Raw genomic sequence first — 20535 nt, forward strand, 5'->3', positions numbered from 1 at the left:
CCATCGCGCCCTCCTCCGGGTTCGCTACCGCGTCAGCAGATCCTCGTCGCGCGGCGCCGGCCCGGTGCCGTCGACGACGTTCGGCCGGCCGGTGTAGGCCTTGGCCAGTTCCATGTAGTGCAGCGCCGAGCGGCGGAACATCGCCCGGTCCTTGTCGGTGATCTCCCGGATCTTGCGCGCCGGATTGCCGGCCCACAGCTCGCCCGACTTCACGACCTTGCCGGGCGTCACCAGCGCGCCGGCCGCGACCATCGCGCCGCTCTGCACGACGGCGTCGTCGAGAACGGTCGAGTTCATGCCGATGAACGCGTCGTCCTCGACGGTGCAGGCGTGCAGCAGCGCCAGATGCCCGACCGTGACGTTGCGGCCGACCACCGTGCCGCGCCGGTAGGACGCGACGTGGACCACCGCGCCGTCCTGGATGTTTGAGTTCTCGCCGATGCGGATGCCGGGCCCGTCGCCGCGCAGCGTGACGTTGAACCAGATGCCGGCCATCGGCCCGATCTCGACCTCGCCGATCAGCGTGGCGTTGGGCGCGACGAAGGCGCTGGCGTGGACGACCGGCCGGCGGCCGTTGAACGGGATGACCAGGCCGGACATCGCGGGCGCCGCCCTCACTTGCCGTCGAGCATGCGGATGATGCCGGAGAAATCCTCCGCCGACCGGCCGGACGCCGCGAACAGGCTGTAGAGCTGGGCGGCGCTGGCGCCGAGCGGCGTGGTGGCGCCCGTGGCGCGCGCCGCCTCCTGCGCGAGCTGCAGGTCCTTCAGCATCATCGCGCCGGTGAACCCGGCCGCGTAGTCGCGGTTGGCCGGCGAGGTCGGCACCGGGCCGGGCACCGGGCAATAGGTCGTCAGCGACCAGCATTGGCCGGAGGACGTGGAGGCCACGTCGAACAGCTTCTGCGCGTCCAGGCCGAGCCGCTTTGCCAGGGTGAACGCCTCCGACACCGCGATCATCGACACGCCGAGGATCATGTTGTTGCAGATCTTCGCGGCCTGGCCGTTACCCGAGCCGCCGGCGTGCACGATGTTCTTGCCCATCTGCCGCAGGAACGGTTCCGCCCGCTTGAAGGCGGCGTCCGGTCCGCCGACCATGAAGGTGAGCGTGCCGGCGGTCGCGCCGCCGACGCCGCCGGACACCGGCGCGTCGACCATGTCCAGGCCGGCCTTGGCCGCCGCGGCGGCGACCGCGCGCGCGCTGTCGACGTCGATGGTGGAGCAGTCGATCAGCAGCGCGCCCTTGGCCGCCGCGGCGAGCACCGCGCCCTCGTAGACCTCGCGCACGTGCTTGCCGGCCGGCAGCATCGTGACGACGACCTCGGCGCCGCGCACCGCGTCGGCGACGGTCGCGGCGCGGGTGGCGCCCTTCTCGACGGCGGCGGCGACCGCCTTGTCGCTGAGATCGAACGCCGCCACGGCGTGCTGCGCCTTCAGCAGATTGGCCGCCATCGGCCCGCCCATGTTGCCGAGGCCGATGAAACCGATCCTAGCCATGCCGTGTCCTCCCGTGGTCCGCGTCCTGTTTCGTCCAGATGGCGCCCGGCGGCAAGAGGGACGCGGCGTCGCGCTAGACGAACATCGCCCGCAGCGCCGGGGTCAGGAACACGCCGTCCGGATCGAAAGCGGCGCGCACCCGGGAAAATCGCTCGAACGCGGGGTACAGGTCGCGGAAGTCGCGCGCCGTCAGGTCATGCCACTTCCCCCAATGCGGCCGGCCGCCGTGGTTGCGGAACACCGCGCGCGCGTCGGTGAAGAACCCCCGCCAGTTCCCGTCCGGGAAGTCGTGGATCGAGATCGCCACGCTGGCGCGGCCGTGGTTCGGGCTAATCGGCAGGTCGTCCGCCGCGACGGTCCGGTACTCGATCGGCATGACGATGCCCGGATGGCGGGTCCGCATCAGCGTCCGCAGCTCCGCGAAGCACGGCGGCCCGTTCGCCGCCGGCACCGACCATTCGCTCTCGACGAACTTCGTCAGCCGGACCGACGGGAAAACGCGCGCGCTGTGGTCGACGCGCCCGCCATCGCGGCCGGCCACGGGGCCGGGCGCGGCGTCCGTCGGATGCAGCGCCTTGCACTCGCAATCGTCGGTCCTGGGACGCCAGAAGAACTCGAAATGCCGCGTGGCGGCGATCAACGCGTCCAGCCGCTCGAGGACCGGCGCGACCGGTTCGTACCAGACCTGTTCACGCAGCCGGTACGCCGGCACCAGCCGCATCGTCACCGCCAACGCGACGCCGATCATGCCGACGGAAAGCGACGCCGCCGCCAGATCGTCGGGTCGCGACGCGTCGATCGCGACGACCTCGCCGCGCCCGTCCACCAGCTCGACGCCGGCGACCATGGTCGACAGGCTGCCCAGCGACGGACCGGTCCCGTGCGTGCCCGTGCCGATGGCGCCGGCTATCGCCTGCTGGTCGATGTCGCCCTGGTTGGCGAGCGCCAGCCCCTGCGCCCGCAGCGGATCGCCGAGCGCGTGGATGCGCGTGCCGGCGGCGATGGTCGCGGTGCGGGCGTCGGCGTCCGCCGCCAGCACGCCCGCCAGCCGCTCCATCGACACCAGCGTGCCCTCGGTCGGCACGATCGGCGAGAAGGAGTGCGCCGCGCCGGACACGCGGATCGGCCCGGCGCCCTCGCGGATCGCCGCGCGCACCGCGTCGATCGCCATCGCGCGGTCCGACGGCACGACGACGCGGCCGGGCGCGCAGGAGAGGTTGCCGGCCCAGTTCGTCCAGAGATTGGCCATGGGCGCGGAGCCGCGCCCCCGTCAGTTCGGCACGAAGGCCGTGACCTCGATCTCGACCTTCGCCTGCTCGTCGATCAGCCCCGAGACGAACAGCAGGGTCGACGTCGGGAACTGGCGGCCGAGCACCTCGCGCCACGCCGCGGCGACACCCGCGCCGGCGGCGAAGTACGCGGCGCGATCGGTGATGTACCAGTTCAGCCGCACGATGTGCTCCGGTCCGGCGCCGGCCTCGCGCAACAGGCGGACGATGCGCTCCAGCGCCACCCGCGTCTGGGCGGCGAAATCCTCCGGATAGCCGGCGCCGTCGGCGTGGCCGGTCTGGCCGGCCAGCACCACCCAGCGGCCGGGCGCGTCGACCACCATGCCGTGGGAGAAGCCCTTCGGCCGCGACCAGTCGGCCGGCTGCAACGTCGTCGTCATGGTGATTCCTCCTCGATTATCCCGCCGCGTCTCAGCTTCCATCGGCGCGGCAACGATCCGTGTCCTCTCCCGACGCCGGCACGTCGCGCGTCGCGACGAACGGCGCGCCCTCGGCCAGCGCCTGCGGCGGCGCGACGGTCAGCGTCCATGTCACCATCCGCCGCAGCACCGTGCCCAGCGCCTGGTCCATCGCCTGGACCACCGCCGGCACCTTGTCGGCGGCGGCGCGGGCGCAGCGCTCGAAGCTGCGCGTGGCGACGATCTGCTTGTCGGGGAAGCGCACCAGCCGCGCCACGATGCGCACGTGCGCGACCGGTGGCCGGCCGCGGAAGTACTCGACCTGGAACTCGCGCAGCTCGGTCTGCAGGACGTAGTTCGGCCGCACCGTCACCGGATCGCGTCCGACGCCGACGATCCGCCGCGTCGATTCGAACGATTCGACCATCAACGTCTGCACCAGCAGGGGCGCGCGGTCGGTCCACGCCGAGCGGGCGTAGTAGTCGGCCGAGGTCGGCGTCATCTGCAACGCGATGCGGCCGGTGTTGAGATACGCCGCCGACACCGGCGGTTCGACCACGAGCTGCCAGCGGACGGTCGGTAGCCCCTCCTCGAAGGTGGTCTTCGGGGTCAGCGTGTAGAGGTCCTGCGGCTCGTCGATCGCCTTCAGGGCCGAGCAGCCGCCGACGGCCAGGAACGCGACCGCCGCGGCGGCCCGCAACAGCGCGCTCATCGCGGCGAATACCCCTGCTTGCCGCCCAGCAGATAGCCGGCGGGATCGCGCTCGAGGCGGGTGGAGATGGCGTTCAGACCGGCGACCAGCGCCCTCAGCTCGCGCACGGCGGCCGCGAGCTCGGACAGTCCGCCCTCGGAGAACTGGCGCACCGCGCCACGGCTGTCGCCGAGCATTTTGTTGAGGCCACCGGCGGCGCCGTTGACGCTGGCGAGCGCCTCGCGCAGCGCCGCGACGCTCTGTTTCAGCTCGCCGGGCGCGCGGCCCGCCAGCGCGCGGCGGGTGGCCTCGTCCTGGGGTCCGAGCTCGGCCAGCACCAGCGACGCGGAGTCGACCATGGCCTCGGCCTTCGCCAGCGCGCGGCGCATGTCGGCCAGCGTCTCCGGCAGCTCGGCGATGGTCTTCTCGATGGCCTTGTCGTTGCGCGCGATGGCGTCGGTGATCCGGCCGAGGTTCTGGACCGTGCGCTCGGTCGCGGCGATGGTCTCGGGGCTGAGCAGGTTGTTGATGCGGTCGGCGATGCCCGCGATCTTGGGCAGCGCCTCCTCCAGCGTCATGCTGGTGGCCTGGATCAACGACGGCACCTCCCGGATCTCCGGGTACGGCAGCTCGCCGGCCTGCTTCTTCGGCTTCACGCTGGTGTCGTCGGGCCGGCCGACGATCTGCACGAAGGCGGCGCCGGCCACGAACGGCCGCTCGAAGGTGGCGTACGACCGGTCGCGGATGTCGATCGACCGGTCGATCGCGACGACGACGGCGATCTTCTCGACCGGCCTCACCTGGCCGTCGGAGCGGCGCGGCTCGTCGCGCGTCCTCAGGCTGATGGACTGGACCCGGCCGACGCGGATGCCGCGATAAAACACCGCCGAGTCCTTGGTGAGGCCCTGGACGTCGTTGCCGAAGAAGATCTCGTAGTAAGCGACCTCGTCGCGCGAGCCGGCGCGCAGCTTCCACGTCAGGAATCCGGCGATCCCGACGATGAAGGCCATCACCAGGGCGCCGACGAGGACGTAGGGGGAGCGGTTTTCCATCGTGTCTCCTGGTCGGCCGGCCGGTCAGCCGATCCCGGCGGCCCGGGCGCGCGGCCCGTGGAAGTACTCCCGCACCCACGGATGGTCGTAGGCGAGCAGTTCCTCCATGGTACCCGCGACGACGCGCTTGTCGAGCAGCACCGCCACCCGGTCGCAGATCGCCGTCAACGTGTCGAGATCGTGTGTCACCATCAAGACCGTGAGGCCGAGGTCGCGCTGGAGGCCCCGCAGCAACGTGTCGAAATTCGCCGCGCCGATCGGATCGAGCCCGGCGGTCGGCTCGTCGAGGAAGACCAGCTCAGGGTCGAGCGCCAGCGCCCGCGCCAGCCCGGCCCGCTTCTTCATGCCGCCCGACAGCTCGGACGGGCGCTTGGCGCCGGCGTCGGCCGGCAGGCCGACCAGGGCGATCTTCAGCGCCGCGATGGCGTCCAGCGCGTCCTCGGGCGGATGGGCATGCTCGCGCAACGGCAACCCGATGTTCTCGGCCACTGTCAGCGACGAGAACAGGGCCCCGTCCTGGAACAGGACGCCCCAGCGGCGCTGGAGTTCCCTCGTCTCGGCGGCGGACAGGTTCCCGGTCTCGACTCCGAGCACCTCCAACGTTCCGGCGCGACGCGCGTTGAGCCCGATGATGGTGCGCAGCAGCACGGATTTGCCGCTGCCCGAGCCGCCGACGAGGCCGACGATCTCGCCCCGGAACAGGTCGAAATCCAGCGCGTCGTGCAGCACCTGCGCGCCGAACTGGTTGCGCAGACCGCGGATCGACACGACCCGTTCGCGGCCCGCCGAGCGGTCCGATATCTGGCCGCCCTCGACCAGCGGTGGCGGGGCGGGCTTGTCGGCCATCTCACACCCGCCAGCAGGAAGATCACGGAGAAGATCGCGTCGAGCACGATCACCAGGAAGATCGCCTCGACCACGGAGCGCGTGGTCTGCCGGCCGACGCTGTCGGCCGAACCGCCCACGTGGAGCCCCTCGTAGCAGCCGATCGCCGCGATGACGAAGGCGAACACCGGCGCCTTGATCATGCCGACCCAGAAGTGCCATATCCCGACGGTGTCGCGCATGCGGTCGAAGAACTGCACCAGCGTGAAGTCGAGGTAGATCGTGCACGCGAAGGCGCCGCCCAGCACGCCCATGAGATCGGCGAAGAACACCAGCAGCGGCATCGACAGGGTCAGCGCGACGATGCGCGGCACGACCAGCCATTCGACGGGGTCGAGCGCCATCGTGCGCATGGCGTCGAGCTCGAGATTGATCTTCATCGTGCCGAGCTGTGCGGTGAAGGCGCTGCCCGAGCGGCCGGCGACGATGATCGCCGTCAGCAGCACGCCCAGCTCGCGCAGCATGCCGATGCCGACCGCCTCGACGGTGAAGGCCTCGGCGCCGAACTGCTTGAGCTGCTCGACGCCCTGGTAGGCCGTCACGACGCCGATGAGGAAGGTCAGGACGCCGACGATCGGCATCGCGCGGATCCAGACCTCGTTCATCTGCGCCACGATCGAGCCCGGGCGCAGCCGCGCCGGCGCGGCGACGCCGCGCGCCATGACCACCAGCACCTCGCCGAAGAAACCGAGCAGGTTGCGGGCTTGCTTGACGAGCCCGACCATCTCCTCGCCGATCTCGGCGAGTGTGTCGGCGACGCCCGGGTTCCGCCGCGCCGGCCTCGGCGCCTCCGGCGCCGACCGGCCGACCAGCTCGATCAACGAGGCGTGCTCCGGGCGCGCGCCCTCGAAGCCGCAGCCACCATGGTCGCGCGCCAGCCCGACCAGCTCGAGCGCGCCGGCGGTGTCGAGCCGGGCGACGTCCGACAGGTCGATGGCCGCGATGGAGCCGGAGGCGGCGGGCTGACGCCGGAGCGTCGACAATGTGTAGACCGTCCAGTCGCCGCGGGCCGCGAGCGCGCGCCGCCCGCCGCGCTCGACGGCGCGTAGGGAGGGCTCGACGGGAACGGGCGCGGCCATGCTCGGCGGATAGGAAGGAAGCGCCGACGCCGTGTCAACGCCGGCGGCGCGACGGTGGTTTCGCGGTTGCGTCCGGCCCGGCCGGCCGCGCACACTGGCCGCCGGAGGCGCGCCATGGGCAAGTGGAAGAAACTCGACGAACTCGACCTCGCCGGCAAGCTCGACGAGGACAAGTACGAGGAACGCCTGATAAAGGGGCAGTTCGAGCTGCTCCGCATCCAGCAGTGGATGGCGCGCGAGGGAGGCCGCGCGATCATCGCGCTCGAGGGCTGGGACGCGGCCGGCAAGGGCGGCCTGATCAAGCGCATGACCGAGCGGCTCGATCCGCGGCCGCTGCTGGTCTGGCCGATCGCCGCGCCGACCCGGGACGAGCAGGGCCGCCACTACCTCTACCGGTTCTGGGAGCGCCTGCCGCGGCCGGGCGAGATCGCGATCTTCGACCGCACCTGGTACGGCCGCGTGCTTGTCGAGCGGATCGAGGGCTACTGCTCCAAGGACGCCTGGAAGCGCGCCTACGACGAGATCAACCAGTTCGAGCGCATGCTGGCGGCCGACGGGGTGCGGCTGGTCAAATTGCTGCTGCACGTCAGCGCCAAGGAGCAGCGCAAGCGCATCATCGAGCGCATCGAGTCGCCGGAGAAGCGCTTCAAGGTCACGCTCGACGACTTCCGCAACATCCGCAAGCGCGACGCCTATCTCGAGGCGTTCGACGACATGCTGGAGAGCACCGACACCGACGCGGCGCCGTGGGCGGTCGTCGCCACCGACGACAAGAAGCGCGCGCGGGTCGACGGCATCGAGACCGTCGTGCAACAGCTCAGCAAGGGCGCGGACCTCGAACCGCCGGCGCTGGATCCCGCCGTCGCGCAGGCGGCCAAGGACACGCTGGCGTGGGATCCGACCGCGACCCCGGCGCGCAACGGAAAGAACGGGAAGAAGGACGCGTGAGCCCGCCGCCGCCGTTCCACGGCTGGTGGGTCGTCGCCGGCACGTTCGCGGTGCTGTGCACCGGATTCGGCATCGCCTACTGCTTCCCCGCCTACTTCCTGACGCTGCAGCAGGAGTTCGGCGCCCGCCGCGGCGACACCTCGCTGGTGTTCTCGATCGCCGGCGCGCTCTATTTCTCGCTGGGCATCCTCAGCGGCTCGATCGCCGACCGGTTCGGGCCGCGCGCCGTGGTCGCCGGCGGCATGGCGTTGGTCGGTCTCGGCACGCTGCTGGCGAGCCAAGCGACCAGTCTGTGGCAGATCTACCTCGGCTACGGCGTCGGCGTGGGCGTGGGCATCGGCTTCGCCTACGTGCCCGCGGTCGCCGCCGTGCAGCGCTGGTTCCTGCGCCAACGTGGACTGGCCACGGGCATCGCCGTCGCCGGCATCGGAGTCGGCACCGCGGCCGGACCGCCGCTCGCCAAGCTGATGATCGACGCCTGGGGCTGGCGCGCCGCCTACATCGGGCTCGGCGTCGCCGCCCTGGTGGTGGCGGCGTTCGCGTTCTTCACGCTGCTGCGCTCGCCCGAGGCCTACGGCCAGCGGCCGGACGGCGACGCCGTCGCGGGCGGCGGCGCGCCGCCGCCGGTGACCGGCGAATCGCTGGCGGAGGCGATGCGCTCGCGGCCCTTCTGGTTCCTGTTCACTGCCTGTCTGCTGACCTCGTTCGGGCTGTTCATCCCCTTCGTCCATCTCGTGCCCTACGCGCGCGACGCCGGCCTGACCGAGGGCTTCGGCGTCACCTTGATCGCCCTGCTCGGCGTCGGCAGCACGGTCGGCCGCTTCGCCTTCGCCGGCCTCGCCCACCGCGTCGGCCGCCGCCGCGCCTACGCCGCCATGTTCGTCGGCATCGCCGCGATGCAGCTGCTGTGGGCGGCCACGACGCATCCGTGGCTGCTGGCGGTGTTCGCCATCCTGTTCGGCGCCTTCTACGGCGGCTTCGTCGCCATGGCGCCGTCGGTGTTCGCCGACTACTACGGCACCCGCGCGCTGGGCTCGATCCTCGGCGCGCAGTACTCGAGCGTGTCGCTGGGGGTCCTGTTCGGGCCGCCGGTGGCCGGCTTCGTGTTCGATTTCTTCGGCTCCTACGTGGCCACGATCCTGACCGGCGCCGCCTTGGCGGTCGTCGGCGGCCTGTTCGTGATCGCCACCGCCGACCCCGCGACCTGGCGCGAGCGGCGCCGGACTGGAGACGCGCGATGAAGATGACGGACATCCCCTTCGGAACGACCGACTGGTCCACCGTCGAGCCGACCGAGCACGCCGGCGACACCGGCAAGGCGATCTGGCGGACGCGGCAGTTCGGCGCCATCCGCGTGCGGCGCGTCGACTACACGCCGGGCTACCTCGCCGACCATTGGTGCGAGAAGGGCCACATCCTGCTCTGCCTGGAGGGCGAGCTGGTGACCGAGCTGAAGGACGGGCGCGTGTTCACGCTGAAGGCCGGCGACAGCTACCAGGTCGCCGACGGCGCCGAGCCGCATCGCAGCCGCACGGCGACGGGCGCGCGGCTGTTCATCGTCGATTGACCGTCGCGTGCCGCTATGGCGCGCCGGCGATCCACGTCAATTCGCCCCGCGCACCGGGTCCGCGGCCGAGCGTGCGCGCCAGCCACGGCAGCGCTTCGGCCATCGCCGCGTCGAAGGTCCACGGTGGATTGACCACCAGCAGACCGCAGGCCGCCAGACCCTCGCCCGGTAGCGGATCGACGACGCGCAATTCCAGCGTCAGCGCCTTCTCCGCGACCGAAGCGACGCCTTCGAGGAACGCCGCGACGGCGGCCTCGTCCTTGACCGGATACCAGACCGCGTAGACGCCGGTGGCGAAGCGCTTCAGCGCCTGCGCGAGAGCGCGCCCCAACCGGTCGAACTCGTCCGTCTTCTCGAAGGGCGGATCGATCAACACCGCCGCCCGGCGCTCCGGCGGCGGCAGAAGCGACTTCAAGGTCGCGTAGCCGTCGGCCGGACGGACCTCCACGGCGCGATCTCCGGCGAATTCGCGGCGTAGCGCCACCGAGTCCGCAGGATGGGTCTCGCACAGCACGCAGCGGTCGCCCGGCCGCAGCGCCTGCCGGGTGCGCCGCGGCGAACCCGGGTAGTGCGTGAGTCCGCCCGCCGGCGCGGTGCCGAACTTTCGGTCGTAGGCGCGCACGGACTCCGCGAGCCTGCGCACGACCGGCGGCGCGCCCCTGGCGCCGAGCAGCCGGCCGATGCCGTCGCGCCACTCCCCCGTCCGCTGGGCCGCGTCGTCCGCGAGATCGTAGCCGCCGCGGCCGGCGTGGGTGTCGAGCGCCAGCAGCGGCTTGTCCTTGGCCGTCAGCAGGCGCAGCAATTCCAGCCAGGCGACGTGCTTGAGGACGTCGGCGAAATTGCCGGCGTGGAAGGCGTGCCGGTAGTTCATCGCGCGCCTATATCACGATGGCGCGGTCCGTGCTTGGATCGACCCGCCATCATCCGGAGCCGCCGCCATGACCGTCGTGAAGACCACGCCCGAGACCGTGCACTGGGGCTATTTCGATTCCAAGCTGAAGCCGGTGGCGACGATCCGCTCCGGCGGGACGGTGACCATCGAATGCGTCTCCGGAGGCCCCGACATCCTACCCGGCCCGCCCTTCACGGTGCTGCCGGAGCACCGCGAGATCCACGCCAAATGCGCGCCGCATATCGGGCGCCACATCCTCACCGGCCCGGTGTTCGTCGAGGGCGCCCGCCGCGGCGACGTGCTGCAGATCGACGTCGTCGACATCAAGATCCGGGTCGACTGGGGCTGGAACGTGCAGCGGCCCAACATGGGCACGCTGCCGGAGGACTTTCCGTCCTACCGGCTGACCCACATCCCGATCGACCACGCCGCCGGCGTCTGCCTCATGCCGTGGGGCACGCGCATCCCGCTCAAGCCGTTCTTCGGCATCATGGGCGTGGCGCCGCCGCCGGAATGGGGCCAGTGCAGCTCGGTCGAGCCGCGCGCCTTCGGCGGCAACATCGACAACAAGGAGCTGGGCGTCGGCGCGACGCTGTACCTGCCGGTGTTCACCGACGGCGCGCTGTTCTCGGCCGGCGACGGCCACGGCGTGCAGGGCGACGGCGAGGTCAATCTGACGGCGCTGGAGACCTGCCTGGCCGGCACCTTCCGCCTGACCGTCCGGCGCGACATGAAGATGGCGACCCCGCGCGCCGAGACGCCGACCCATTGGATCACGCACGCCTTCGATCCCGACCTCGACGTCTGCGCGCGGGAGGCGCTGCGCGACATGATCCGGTTCATCCGCGGCAAGACGGGCATCTCGGCCGAGGACGCCTACATGCTGTGCAGCCTCGCCGCCGACCTGCACGTCACCCAGACCGTCGACGGCAACAAGGGCATCCACTGCATGATCCGCAAGGAGCTGGTCGGCGGCTAGACCGGCCGCTTGCGGCTATCGTATTCACGCATGTCACGACGGGGTGCTTTTTCAGCCGGCGTCGTATTTTTCCCTCTCCGCCGCGTAGCGGGGGAGAGGGAAGGGGCCCGTCGCGAAGCGGTATGAACCGGGATGATGCTCGACAGAATAGACCGGGATGATGGTCGACAGGTTGACTGGCGTCGGGAGGGCCCGACCGATGCCGTTTGGAAAGACCTGCGCGATGGAACAACGGATACTGATGCTCCGCAAGCACGACAGCGGGGTGTTCGACGTGAGCGCTCTGTGCCGCCGCTACGGAGTGTCGCGGGACACGTTCTACCTGTGGCTGGGACGGCGGTCGGAGGGCGGCGAGGACTGGTTCAAGGACCGCTCGCACGCGCCGTCGCGGCACCCCGGCGCGACGCCGTCGGGACAGGTGGCGGCGGTGGTGGAGTTGCGGCGGAAGTATCCGCACTTCGGACCGAAGAAGCTGCTCGCGCTGCTGGAGGCGGGGCGGCCGCGGACGCCGTGGCCGGCGGCGTCGACGATCGGGGACATCCTGAAGCGGGCGGGCCTGGTGGAGGCGTCGCGGCGGCGCCGGCGTCCGGTCGAGCCGGGGCGGTTACCGCCGCCGGCGGCGCTGGAGCCGAACGCGGAATGGAGCGTGGACTTCAAGGGCTGGTTCCGCACGCGCGACGGTCGGCGGTGCGACCCGCTGACGGTGGTGGACGGCGCGACGCGCTACGTGCTGGCGGCGCGCGTCATGGAGCCGAGACACGCGGCGGTGAGGGCGGCGCTGGAGCGGCTGTTCGAGGAGTGCGGTCTTCCGGAGGCGGTACGGTCCGACAACGGGCCGCCGTTCGGCTCGAGCGGGGCGGGCGGACTGAGCCGGCTGTCGGCGTGGCTGCTGCGGCTGGGCGTGGAGCCGCGCCACATCCGTCCGGCCTCGCCGCAGGAGAACGGCCGGCACGAGCGCATGCACCGCGAGATGAAGGCGCGCGCGGCGTCGCCGCCGATGGCGACGCTGGCGCGCCAGCAGGTCCGCTTCGAGGCGTTCCGCCGGCAGTACAACGAGGAACGCCCGCACGAGGCGCTGGACCAGCGCACGCCGGCGTCGCTGTGGCGGCCCTCGCCGCGGCTCTACCGCGGCCCGCCGGCCGATCCCTGGTACGACGCCGACCACGAGGTGAGGCGCGTGCGGCGCGAGGGCGACATCAAGTGGCGCGGCGCCGGGATATTCATCGCCCAGGCGCTGGCCGGCGAGCTGGTCGGCGTGCGCCCCTGCGAGCCTGGCCGCCACGTCGTGCGCTTCTGCACCCGCGACCTCGGCGTCATCGATCCGGCCCGGGGGTTCCTGCGCTTCGCGCCGCCCCGCGCGGGGCGGCTCTACGCTTCGGATCCCCCGGGCCCGTGACTGTCGACCATCATCCCGGTTCAATCTGTCGACTATCCTCCCGGTCATACAAAGCGATGGGAAGGGTGAGGTGGTCGTCGTATCGGACGTGGTCGTGATGGAACGAGTGGACGCGTTGAAATCGAACGCCGGTGGATCGATGAAAGGCCGTTGTGTCGGGCACCTCGATCCGCCATTGGCGCGTCTATGGACCCGACCACCACCTCACCCTCCCCGCCGCTGAAGCGGCGGGTCCCCTCCCTCTCCCCCGCTACGCGGCGGAGAGGGAATACGTCGGCACCAACCAGAGGATGAACCGGTACATCCCTTCGACGGCCGGCCCGGTACGGCGAAGATTGTCAGCCTCTATGGACATCGACGACCACCCCGCCAACGCGACCAGAGGGGCTCCGCCCCTCTGGACTCCCCAAGACGTAAGGAGATGAAGACATAGGAACTAATCGGTCCTGGCTACCCGGAACCCGAGGTCGTCGTCCCGGTACCCGACGGAGCCCCAGCCTCGGCCCGCCGCGCGCGAGCTCCTCGGGTGGAAGTTCCAGGAACCGCCGCGCACGACGCGCAGGGAGCAATCGCCCGGCAATCCAGCGGTGCCGCGGTAAGCTCCCGTCGGCGACGCTCCCGTCAAGTTCGGCGCCCAGCAATCGCCGGTCCATTCCCAGGCATTCCCGATCATGTCGTGCAATCCGTACCAGTTCGCCCGGAACGCACCCACCGGTGCGGTATGCACGTGGCCATCCGTGCACTGGAAGAAGTCCTCGGGATTGTTCACGAAGTTCCGCGCCGACTGCATCGACAGGTCAGCCACGTTGGCCCAGACACAGGCTCCGTCGCGCGTGTCCCCCCAGAAGCGTGACGTGCGCGTGCCGGCCCGCGCGGCGTACTCCCACTCGGCCTCCGTCGGCAGCCGGTACGCTTTGCCCGTCGAACCCGCCAGCCACGCGGCATAGGCCGCCGCGTCGCGCCACGACACGCAGACGACGGGATGGCGGTCGGTCTGCGCGAAGCCGGGGTCGAGCCAGCTCCGCCCCTCCTCCTCCTTCCACTTGCCGTCGCTCTGGAGGACGTGGCACTTCCGGTCCATCTGGTGTCCGGTGGACCGCACGAAAACCGCGAACTCCCCTCGGGTGACCTCGTATCTGCCGAGCGAGAACCGGTGCGCCAGCGTCACAGTCAATTGCGGCGCCGAGCGGCCCCGGGATTGCTGCGGAACGTTCTCGCGCTCCTCCTCGCCCGGCGGCGCGCCCATGAGGAAGCTGCCCGGCGGGATCGACACCATCTCGGGGCAGTGCGCGCAGTCGCGTGTCGCCTGCCCACGGGCGCCACCCGCCGCCGTCACGCCGAGCGCGACCGCCATCACCAACGAGATCGCCCACCGCATCCGCCGTTCCCCGCCCCCGTGAACGGCTGCCAGCATCCCCCGCCCTCGGCGGAACCGTCAATCGCGCCCTCGAGGATTCCGACTTGCCCGGACCGCCGGACCGCCCAAGCCTCGTGGACCGGCACCGCGGCGCGCGCCCTGCTCGACGGCATGGTGAAAGAGACCCAGCGCGCCCGCGTGCTCGCCGCGCTCGGCGCCCGCGCCTGACGGGCCGCCGCCGCGTCGATCAGGGCGCCGGCTCGACCTTCAGCGTGGCGCCGTCGACCGACACGACGCGCACCTTGAAGCCGGCCGCCATGTCCGGGCCGTGGACCGACCAGCTGCCGTCGCCGACGCGCACCCTTCCGCGGCCGGCGACGATCGGCTCGTCGAGCACGAGGATCTGGCCGACAAGGGAGGCGGCGCGGTTGTTCAGCTTGTGCAGCCCGCGGGCGTGGGTGCGGGCCGCCAGGAACGGCCGCAGCCCGGCCAGCGCGGCGCCGCTGCCGACCGCGAAGATCAGCAGCTGGATCTCGAGCGACATCGACGGGACGATCAACAGCACGAGGCCCGTGACCGCGGCGCCGACGGAGAGGAACAGGAAGAAGGTGGCGGGCAGCAGGATCTCGCCGACGACCAGCACGACCGCCAACGCCCACCAGTGCCAGAACACGGGCACGAAACCGCCGAACATCGACATGGGCGCGTTCCTCCTGAGACGACGCGCCTAGGACCGCGACCAGGGTCCGCTCGGCGCGGGTCCGGCCGGTCCGCCGATCTGCGGCGGCGCGGGCGGCATGCCGCCGCCGGACGACACCGGGTTGGCGCGGGCCTGCGCCTCCTTGGCGAGCTCGGCGATGCCGCCCAGCGTGCCCATCAGGCCGGTCGCCTCGACCGGCAGGAAGAACACCTTGCTGTTGGGCGAGGAGCCCATGGCGTGCAGGGCCTCGACGTATTTCTGGCCGAGGAAGTAGTTGATCGCCTGCGAGCCGCCGCTGCCGATCGCCGACGCCACGACGTGGGTCGCCTTGGCCTCGGCCTCGGCGGCGCGCTCGCGCGCCTCGGCGTCGCGGAACGCCGCCTCGCGCCGGCCCTCGGCGGAGAGGATCTGGGCCTGCTTGGCGCCCTCCGCGCGGGTGATCTCGGCGGCACGGAAGCCCTCGGCCTCGAGGATCTGGGCGCGCTTCTCGCGCTCGGCCTTCATCTGCCGCGCCATCGCCTGCACCATGTCCTGCGGCGGGATGACGTCCTTGAGCTCGACGCGCAGCACCTTCACGCCCCAGGCGTTGGTGGCGTGGTCGATCACCGACAACAGGCGCTCGTTGATCTCGTTGCGCTTCGACAGCACGTCGTCGAGCGCCAGGCTGCCCATGCTGTTGCGGATGTTGGTGAGCGCCAAATTGGTGATGCCCTGCACGAGGTTGCGCACCTCGTACGCGGCGGCCCGCGCGTCGACGATCTGGTAGAAGGCGACCGCGTCGACCGTGACGATGGCGTTGTCCTTGGTGATGACCTGCTGCTGCGGGATGTCGAGCACCGACTCCTGCATGTTGATGCGGGCGCCGACCTTGTGGACGACGGGGATGATGAAGCTCAGGCCGGGCGTCAGCACCCGGGTGAACTCGCCGAACCGCTCGACGGTCCAGTTCCAGCCCTGCGGCACCGTCTTCACGCACATGAAGGCGAAGACGATGACGGCGAGGACGACGAGTCCCATGAACACCAGGCCGATAGTCATCGGGAACCTCCAGAGGGATTGCGGGACCGGCGCGCACCGTATCAGGCTTGAGCGTCCGCTCAAAGGGGCTCTCCCGCCCCGGGCCGCCGCGCTGCGCGCGGAGTTCGCCGATATCGCCAAGGTCGACACGCGGGCCCGCCGCGTCGTCGAGCACATGGCGACCGCGCTGCAGGGCTCGCTGCTGGTCCGCCACGCGCCGGCCTACGTCGCCGAGGCGCTCATCGCCTCGCGGGTCGCCGGCGACCGCGGGCACGTGTTCGGCACGCTGCCGCCGGCGGCAGTCACCGACGCCATCGTCGCCCGCGCGTCGCCGCGCGTGGCGTGATCCCGCGGCGGCCTAGCGGATCGTGATCTCGACGCGGCGGTTCTCCGGCGCCCGCTTGCCGTCCTCGGTCGCCATGAACGGCTTGCCCTCGCCGACGCCGCGGGCGGTGACGAGGGCCGCCGGAACGCCCTCCTTGATCAGCGCCTGGCGCACCGCGTTGGCGCGGCGGGTCGACAGAGCGTTGTTCGCCTTGTCCGCGCCCGCGCGGTCGGTGTGGCCGACGGCCTCGACGGCCTTCACGCCCGGCTTCTTGGCGGCCGCCGCCGCCTCGCGCACGGTCGCGAGGCCCTTGGCGTCGACCACCGCGCTGCCGAGGCTGAAGAAGACCACGTGCGGCGCCGCCTCGGCCGGCGGAGCGCCCGCCGCCTGGGCCGCCGACGGCGGGGGCGCCGAGGAAGACGAGGAGAACAGCTCGCATCCGGCGAGCGAGAACGCCGCGGCCGCTATCAGCATTGTCCGACGATACATCCGCGCCTCCATCGACCTACCCGCCGCAGCCTACCACGTAACACCGCGCGATCACTGGCGCGGCGCGCGCTCGCGTCCGACGATCGTCCGGCCCTCGATCCGCGGCGAGACCGTGCCGAGCGTCCGGATATGCGCCATGACGTGGTTGGCGACGAGCTCGGCGTCGTTGGGACCGAGCGTCACGCGCGCCTGTTTGAGCGCGTCGTAGCCATCCCCGCCGGTGGCGAGGAAGTCGTTGGTGGCCAAGGTGTAGCGCCGCCCCGGATCGAGCGGCTTGCCATCGACGGCGACGGACACGACGCGCGCCCCGTTGGGCCGGCTCAGATCGGCGCGGATCGTCATGCCCGAGACCTGCGGAAAGCGGCCGGTCTCGTTCTCGGCGCCGGTGAAGCCGGCCTCCAGCGCCTCCACGAGCTGCCGGCCGGTCAGTTCGAGCACGAGCGCCTTGTTGAGGAACGGCAGCTCGCCGAGCAGGTGCTTGCGGGTCAGCTCGCCGCCGGCCGGGTAGACGCGGTTGCCGCGGAACCCGCCGCCGTTGATCAATGCGACGTCGGTCTTGAGCGCCGAGCGCAGCGCGTCGGCGAACAGGTTGCCGATCGCCGCCTCGCCGCCGCGCACGGCGCTGTTGCGGCTGTCGAGCTCGGTGGCGTTGCGGCCCAGCGGCCCGTCCAGCTCCTTCGAAAGCTCCGCCTCGTAGGCGGCCACGCGGGCGGCGACCGCCGGGTCCGGCTGGACGTCGGCCGTGTCGATGAACCGGAATCGCGGCCACCAGGACACCTTGCGCCCACCGCCGGAGGTGTCGATCTTGATCGAGAGGTCGACCACGGCGACGACCTGGCCGTCCTGGCCGGCCTCGATGATCGCGGTCTGCGACGTGTGCCGCAGGTACACGTCGTGGTCGTCGCCCGACAGGATGATCTCGGCGGCGCCGGAATCGACCAGCGCGTCGTCGATATCCCGGTTGGAGTGCGACACGAGCACGATGAGGTCGGCGCCCTCCTTGCGCAGGTGGGCCCCGATCTCGCGCAGCGTGTCGACCATGCCGGCGAAGCGCAGGCGCTCCGGCTGCGACTTCTTCGGCGAGTCCTCCGCCGTCAGGCCGATCACGCCCACGCGCGCCTCGCCGAAGGTCATGATCCTGGCGTCGATGAATCCGGGGATGCGCGAGCCGTCGGCCTCGCGCAGGTTGGCGGCGAAGATCGGCGCCTTCATCTCGCGCATGCGCTGGATGAACACGTCGGGCCCGAAGTCGAACTCGTGGTTGCCCGGAACGAACACGTCGATCGGCATCATGTTCATGAGCTCGACCATGTGCCGTCCCTTGTCGAGGCCGGACATCAGCGACGGCGAGAGGGTGTCGCCGGCGTGCGCGACCAGCACGTGGCCGCCGCGCGCCTTCTCGGCCTTCACCGCGGCGGCGATGCGCGCCATGCCGCCCCGCCCGTCCTCCTCGGCCATCTTGTAGATGTCGCAGATCAGCACGAGGGAGATGCGCGTCTCGCCGGCACGCGCCGACGGCGCGCCGAGCGCGGCCAACACCAGGATGACCGGCGCCAGCAGCGCCACGAAACGGCGGATGATACCCATGCGCGACTCCGATGCCCGAACCGGCCGAGAATAGGCCGACGGCGACGCGGGAGTCAGCAGGCGCGTCGATGGCGCGGTCCCTCCGCGCCGACGGTCACTCTGCCGCGAGGCGGGGCGACGGCGCCTCGACGGCGCGCCCGGTCGCGAGCCAGCCGTCGAGGAAGCGGTCGGTCCAGCGTCCGAGCTGGGGATCGAACTCGTCGTGGCGGCCGATATGCTCGTCGCCGGGCTGCGCGCCAGGCAGCGTCAGGCGGTCGGCCGCTTTGGTCGTCCAGATGCGCTTCATCTCGAGCGTGACCTCGGGATGGAACTGGACGCCGAAAGCGGCGCGCCCGAAGCGGAACGCCTGCACCGGGTAGGTCTCGCCCGTCGCCAAAGTCTCGCAGCACGACGGCACGTCCATGCCTTCACGGTGCCATTGGTAGACGTGCATGGGGCCGTCCGGAAACCACGGCGCCCCGGCCGCGGTCGGCTCGACCCGCGCGTAGCCGATCTCGACCCGGCCTTCGCGGTGCGGCGCCACGCGACCGCCGACAACGCGGGTCAGCATCTGGGCGCCAAGGCAGATGCCGAGAAACGGCACCCCCGAATCCAGCACCTTGGGAATCCACGCCAGCTCGCGGCGGATGCCATCGCTCACGCCGCAGTCGTTGGCGCTCATCGGGCCACCGAACACCACCACGCCGGCGAACCGGGAGGGGTCGTCGGGCAGCTGACAACCCAGATTGGGGCAGTAGCGCTCGAGGGCGTAGCCCTTGGCCTCGAGCAGCGCGCCGACCCGTCCGGCGCGGGACTGGTCCTGGTGGACGACGATGGCGATCTTGCGCGGCGCCGAGGAGGCGCTACCGGACGCTGGAACGGACGCGATCATGAAGGTGGATGCTACAGACGGCCCGGGTCGACAGCAAGGCGACACGATGGCACGGTCGTGGCGCAGGTCGACGCGGCGCGCGCCGGCGCGGGAACACGGAGCGGGCGGCCATGGTCGCGAAGGTGGAATTCTTCTTCGACTGCTCGAGCCCGTGGACCTACCTCGCGTTCCACGCCATCCAGCCGATCCTTAAGGAGACCGGGGCCGAGATCGTCTGGAAGCCGATCCTGGTCGGCGGCATCTTCAACACGGTCAACGACACGGTCTACCAGAACCGTCAGCACCCCAATCCGCGCAAGGCCGCCTACGCGCTGAAGGACATGGCCGACTGGGCGCGCTTCCATGGACTGCGCATCCGCATGCCGCCGACGGTCTTCCCCGTGAACAGCGTGAAGTGCATGCGCGGCGCCTTCCTGGCGATCGAGCGCGGCCGTCTGGTCGAATACGCCTACGCGGCGTTCGACGCCTACTGGGGCGACGACCGCGACATTTCTCGGGACGACGTCATGGCCGGCATCGCGAGCCGCGCCGGGCTCGACGCGGCGGAACTGGCCGAGCGGATCGCCCGGCCGGAATACAAGGAGCGACTGAAGACGACGACCGACGAGGCGATCGCCCGCGGCGCGTTCGGTTCACCGACCATCTTCGTGAACGGCGGGGACATGTACTTCGGCAACGATCGCCTGGTCCTGGTGCGCGAGGCCATCCTCCGGGCCGATCGACGCCCGCCAGCCGGCCCGCAGGGCGCCGACAGAAAATGAGCGCACGCTGCCGATAGTGGTTTCAACCCGTCGCGAAATTGCTATAACCCCCGTCTCGCGACACCTCCCCCTTCTCCCCCCCCCACCGTAAATTCAGAGGTTGATTCGATGACCGTGACGTTTCTCCGCGCCGCCGGCGCCACGGCCGCCGCCGTCGCCCTGCTGGCCGCCTGCCAGCCGACGACGCAGGCCCCCGCCGCCCCCTCGACCGCCTATGCCAAGGTCGCGCCGCCGGCCAGCGGCCCCGTCCGCGGCGCCTGCCTGACGCCCGAGGAGGTGCAGGCCGTGCGCATCGAGATCGCATGGCAGCAGTTCTACAACGCCGCCATCCAGTGCCGCTCCGCCATTCCGGCGTTCCAGCAGGACTACGGCGCTTTCCGCAGCAAGTTCTCGGCGGACAACAATCTGAACAGCGCGCCGCTGCAGCGCACCGTCGGCAAGCGCGGCCTCAACATCAACACGTTCAAGACCGACATCGCGAACCGCGACGGCGGACGCGCCGGCGGCAACCCCGGCTATTGCGCCAACGCGATGGAGGGCTACCGCTGGGCGCTGTCGCAGCAGGTGTCTAACATCACGCAGGTGCCGCCGATGTACGACTTCTCGAGCGACATGGGCCTGCGCGCCTGCGCCGCGGCAGCCGCCGCGCCGGGCGCGGCCCAGCCGAAGAAGAACTGATCGGGCGGCCACCGCCTCCGGACGGAAAAAGGCGCGGTCGTCGACCGCGCCTTTTTCTTGTCGCGCGCCGGGGCGGCG

At 71.2% G+C, this 20535-nt stretch carries 22 protein-coding genes and 1 pseudogene; 8 read left to right on the top strand and 15 right to left on the bottom strand.

Going from position 1 to position 20535, the window contains the following annotated elements:
• Nucleotides 1-24: 24 nt before the first annotated feature.
• The 8 genes and pseudogenes from IPK81_02330 to IPK81_02365 form a co-directional block, all read right to left on the bottom strand.
• Nucleotides 25-600, bottom strand: a complete 576-nt coding sequence (locus IPK81_02330; protein ID QQS13123.1) for a gamma carbonic anhydrase family protein — start codon at nt 598-600, stop codon at nt 25-27.
• Between the two features lie 14 nt (nt 601-614).
• Entirely contained in the window at nt 615-1496 is an 882-nt protein-coding gene (gene mmsB, locus IPK81_02335) for a 3-hydroxyisobutyrate dehydrogenase (GenBank protein ID QQS13124.1), read from the bottom strand.
• 73 nt (nt 1497-1569) lie between these two features.
• Nucleotides 1570-2745, bottom strand: a complete 1176-nt coding sequence (locus IPK81_02340; protein ID QQS13125.1) for an FAD-binding protein — start codon at nt 2743-2745, stop codon at nt 1570-1572.
• Nucleotides 2746-2766: 21 nt separating this feature from the next.
• Nucleotides 2767-3165: a RidA family protein gene (locus IPK81_02345; GenBank protein QQS13126.1), complete on the bottom strand. Its 399-nt coding sequence runs from the start codon at nt 3163-3165 to the stop codon at nt 2767-2769.
• 31 nt (nt 3166-3196) lie between these two features.
• Nucleotides 3197-3895, bottom strand: coding sequence for a membrane integrity-associated transporter subunit PqiC (locus IPK81_02350; GenBank protein QQS13127.1), 699 nt, complete (start codon nt 3893-3895; stop codon nt 3197-3199).
• Nucleotides 3892-4926: an MCE family protein gene (locus IPK81_02355; protein QQS13128.1), complete on the bottom strand. Its 1035-nt coding sequence runs from the start codon at nt 4924-4926 to the stop codon at nt 3892-3894. The genes IPK81_02350 and IPK81_02355 overlap by 4 nt, the downstream gene beginning before the upstream one ends.
• A gap of 24 nt (nt 4927-4950) precedes the next feature.
• Nucleotides 4951-5772 (bottom strand): ATP-binding cassette domain-containing protein, encoded by an 822-nt coding sequence (locus IPK81_02360; GenBank protein QQS13129.1) that lies wholly within the window; start codon nt 5770-5772, stop codon nt 4951-4953.
• Nucleotides 5773-5774: 2 nt separating this feature from the next.
• Nucleotides 5775-6890, bottom strand: a pseudogene (locus IPK81_02365) (MlaE family lipid ABC transporter permease subunit).
• 114 nt (nt 6891-7004) lie between these two features.
• On the opposite strand from IPK81_02365, the gene IPK81_02370 reads away from it, so the two are divergent.
• From IPK81_02370 to IPK81_02380, 3 genes are read left to right on the top strand one after another with little or no spacing between them, the layout of a single operon-like run.
• The gene (locus IPK81_02370; protein ID QQS13130.1) at nt 7005-7838 is read left to right on the top strand and encodes a polyphosphate kinase; all 834 of its coding nucleotides are present in this window, start codon (nt 7005-7007) and stop codon (nt 7836-7838) included.
• On the top strand, nt 7835-9079 hold the full coding sequence (locus tag IPK81_02375) for an MFS transporter (protein ID QQS13131.1): 1245 nt from the start codon (nt 7835-7837) through the stop codon (nt 9077-9079). The genes IPK81_02370 and IPK81_02375 overlap by 4 nt, the downstream gene beginning before the upstream one ends.
• Nucleotides 9076-9405 (top strand): DHCW motif cupin fold protein, encoded by a 330-nt coding sequence (locus tag IPK81_02380; GenBank protein ID QQS13132.1) that lies wholly within the window; start codon nt 9076-9078, stop codon nt 9403-9405. The genes IPK81_02375 and IPK81_02380 overlap by 4 nt, the downstream gene beginning before the upstream one ends.
• A 13-nt stretch (nt 9406-9418) precedes the next feature.
• Here IPK81_02380 and IPK81_02385 read toward each other — a convergent pair whose 3' ends face one another.
• Nucleotides 9419-10276, bottom strand: coding sequence for a 23S rRNA (adenine(2030)-N(6))-methyltransferase RlmJ (locus IPK81_02385; protein ID QQS13133.1), 858 nt, complete (start codon nt 10274-10276; stop codon nt 9419-9421).
• A 67-nt stretch (nt 10277-10343) separates the two neighbouring features.
• Between IPK81_02385 and IPK81_02390 the strand changes: the two genes are divergently transcribed.
• Together IPK81_02390 and IPK81_02395 are read left to right on the top strand one after the other, a co-directional pair.
• The gene (locus IPK81_02390; protein QQS13134.1) at nt 10344-11276 is read left to right on the top strand and encodes an acetamidase/formamidase family protein; all 933 of its coding nucleotides are present in this window, start codon (nt 10344-10346) and stop codon (nt 11274-11276) included.
• 199 nt (nt 11277-11475) lie between these two features.
• Nucleotides 11476-12672, top strand: a complete 1197-nt coding sequence (locus IPK81_02395; protein QQS13135.1) for a transposase — start codon at nt 11476-11478, stop codon at nt 12670-12672.
• Between the two features lie 436 nt (nt 12673-13108).
• Here IPK81_02395 and IPK81_02400 read toward each other — a convergent pair whose 3' ends face one another.
• The 3 genes from IPK81_02400 to IPK81_02410 form a co-directional block, all read right to left on the bottom strand.
• Nucleotides 13109-14050, bottom strand: a complete 942-nt coding sequence (locus IPK81_02400) for a formylglycine-generating enzyme family protein (protein ID QQS13136.1) — start codon at nt 14048-14050, stop codon at nt 13109-13111.
• A 226-nt stretch (nt 14051-14276) separates the two neighbouring features.
• Nucleotides 14277-14729 (bottom strand): NfeD family protein, encoded by a 453-nt coding sequence (locus tag IPK81_02405; GenBank protein ID QQS13137.1) that lies wholly within the window; start codon nt 14727-14729, stop codon nt 14277-14279.
• Between the two features lie 27 nt (nt 14730-14756).
• The gene (locus IPK81_02410) at nt 14757-15767 is read right to left on the bottom strand and encodes an SPFH/Band 7/PHB domain protein (protein ID QQS13138.1); all 1011 of its coding nucleotides are present in this window, start codon (nt 15765-15767) and stop codon (nt 14757-14759) included.
• Between IPK81_02410 and IPK81_02415 the strand changes: the two genes are divergently transcribed.
• A complete protein-coding gene (locus IPK81_02415; protein ID QQS13139.1) occupies nt 15745-16092 on the top strand; it encodes a hypothetical protein in 348 nt (115 codons plus the stop codon). The genes IPK81_02410 and IPK81_02415 overlap by 23 nt on opposite strands.
• 12 nt (nt 16093-16104) lie before the next feature.
• Here the strand turns inward: IPK81_02415 and IPK81_02420 are convergent, their stop codons facing one another.
• The 3 genes from IPK81_02420 to IPK81_02430 all read right to left on the bottom strand — a co-directional run bounded on the left by IPK81_02420 (nt 16105) and on the right by IPK81_02430 (nt 19018).
• Complete coding sequence (locus IPK81_02420) at nt 16105-16545, bottom strand: OmpA family protein (protein QQS13140.1); 441 nt, start codon at nt 16543-16545, stop codon at nt 16105-16107.
• Nucleotides 16546-16611: 66 nt separating this feature from the next.
• On the bottom strand, nt 16612-18147 hold the full coding sequence (locus IPK81_02425; protein ID QQS13141.1) for a 5'-nucleotidase C-terminal domain-containing protein: 1536 nt from the start codon (nt 18145-18147) through the stop codon (nt 16612-16614).
• 94 nt (nt 18148-18241) lie between these two features.
• Complete coding sequence (locus tag IPK81_02430) at nt 18242-19018, bottom strand: gamma-glutamyl-gamma-aminobutyrate hydrolase family protein (GenBank protein ID QQS13142.1); 777 nt, start codon at nt 19016-19018, stop codon at nt 18242-18244.
• Between the two features lie 110 nt (nt 19019-19128).
• Between IPK81_02430 and IPK81_02435 the strand changes: the two genes are divergently transcribed.
• Complete coding sequence (locus IPK81_02435) at nt 19129-19779, top strand: 2-hydroxychromene-2-carboxylate isomerase (protein ID QQS13143.1); 651 nt, start codon at nt 19129-19131, stop codon at nt 19777-19779.
• Between the two features lie 108 nt (nt 19780-19887).
• Nucleotides 19888-20457 carry a hypothetical protein gene (locus tag IPK81_02440; protein ID QQS13144.1) on the top strand — a complete coding sequence of 190 codons (570 nt, stop codon included), beginning with the start codon at nt 19888-19890 and terminating at the stop codon, nt 20455-20457.
• The last annotated feature ends 78 nt before the right edge of the window (nt 20458-20535 follow it).

It is taken from the genome of Rhodospirillales bacterium (assembly GCA_016699855.1).
In the GTDB taxonomy this organism is placed as follows: domain Bacteria; phylum Pseudomonadota; class Alphaproteobacteria; order Reyranellales; family Reyranellaceae.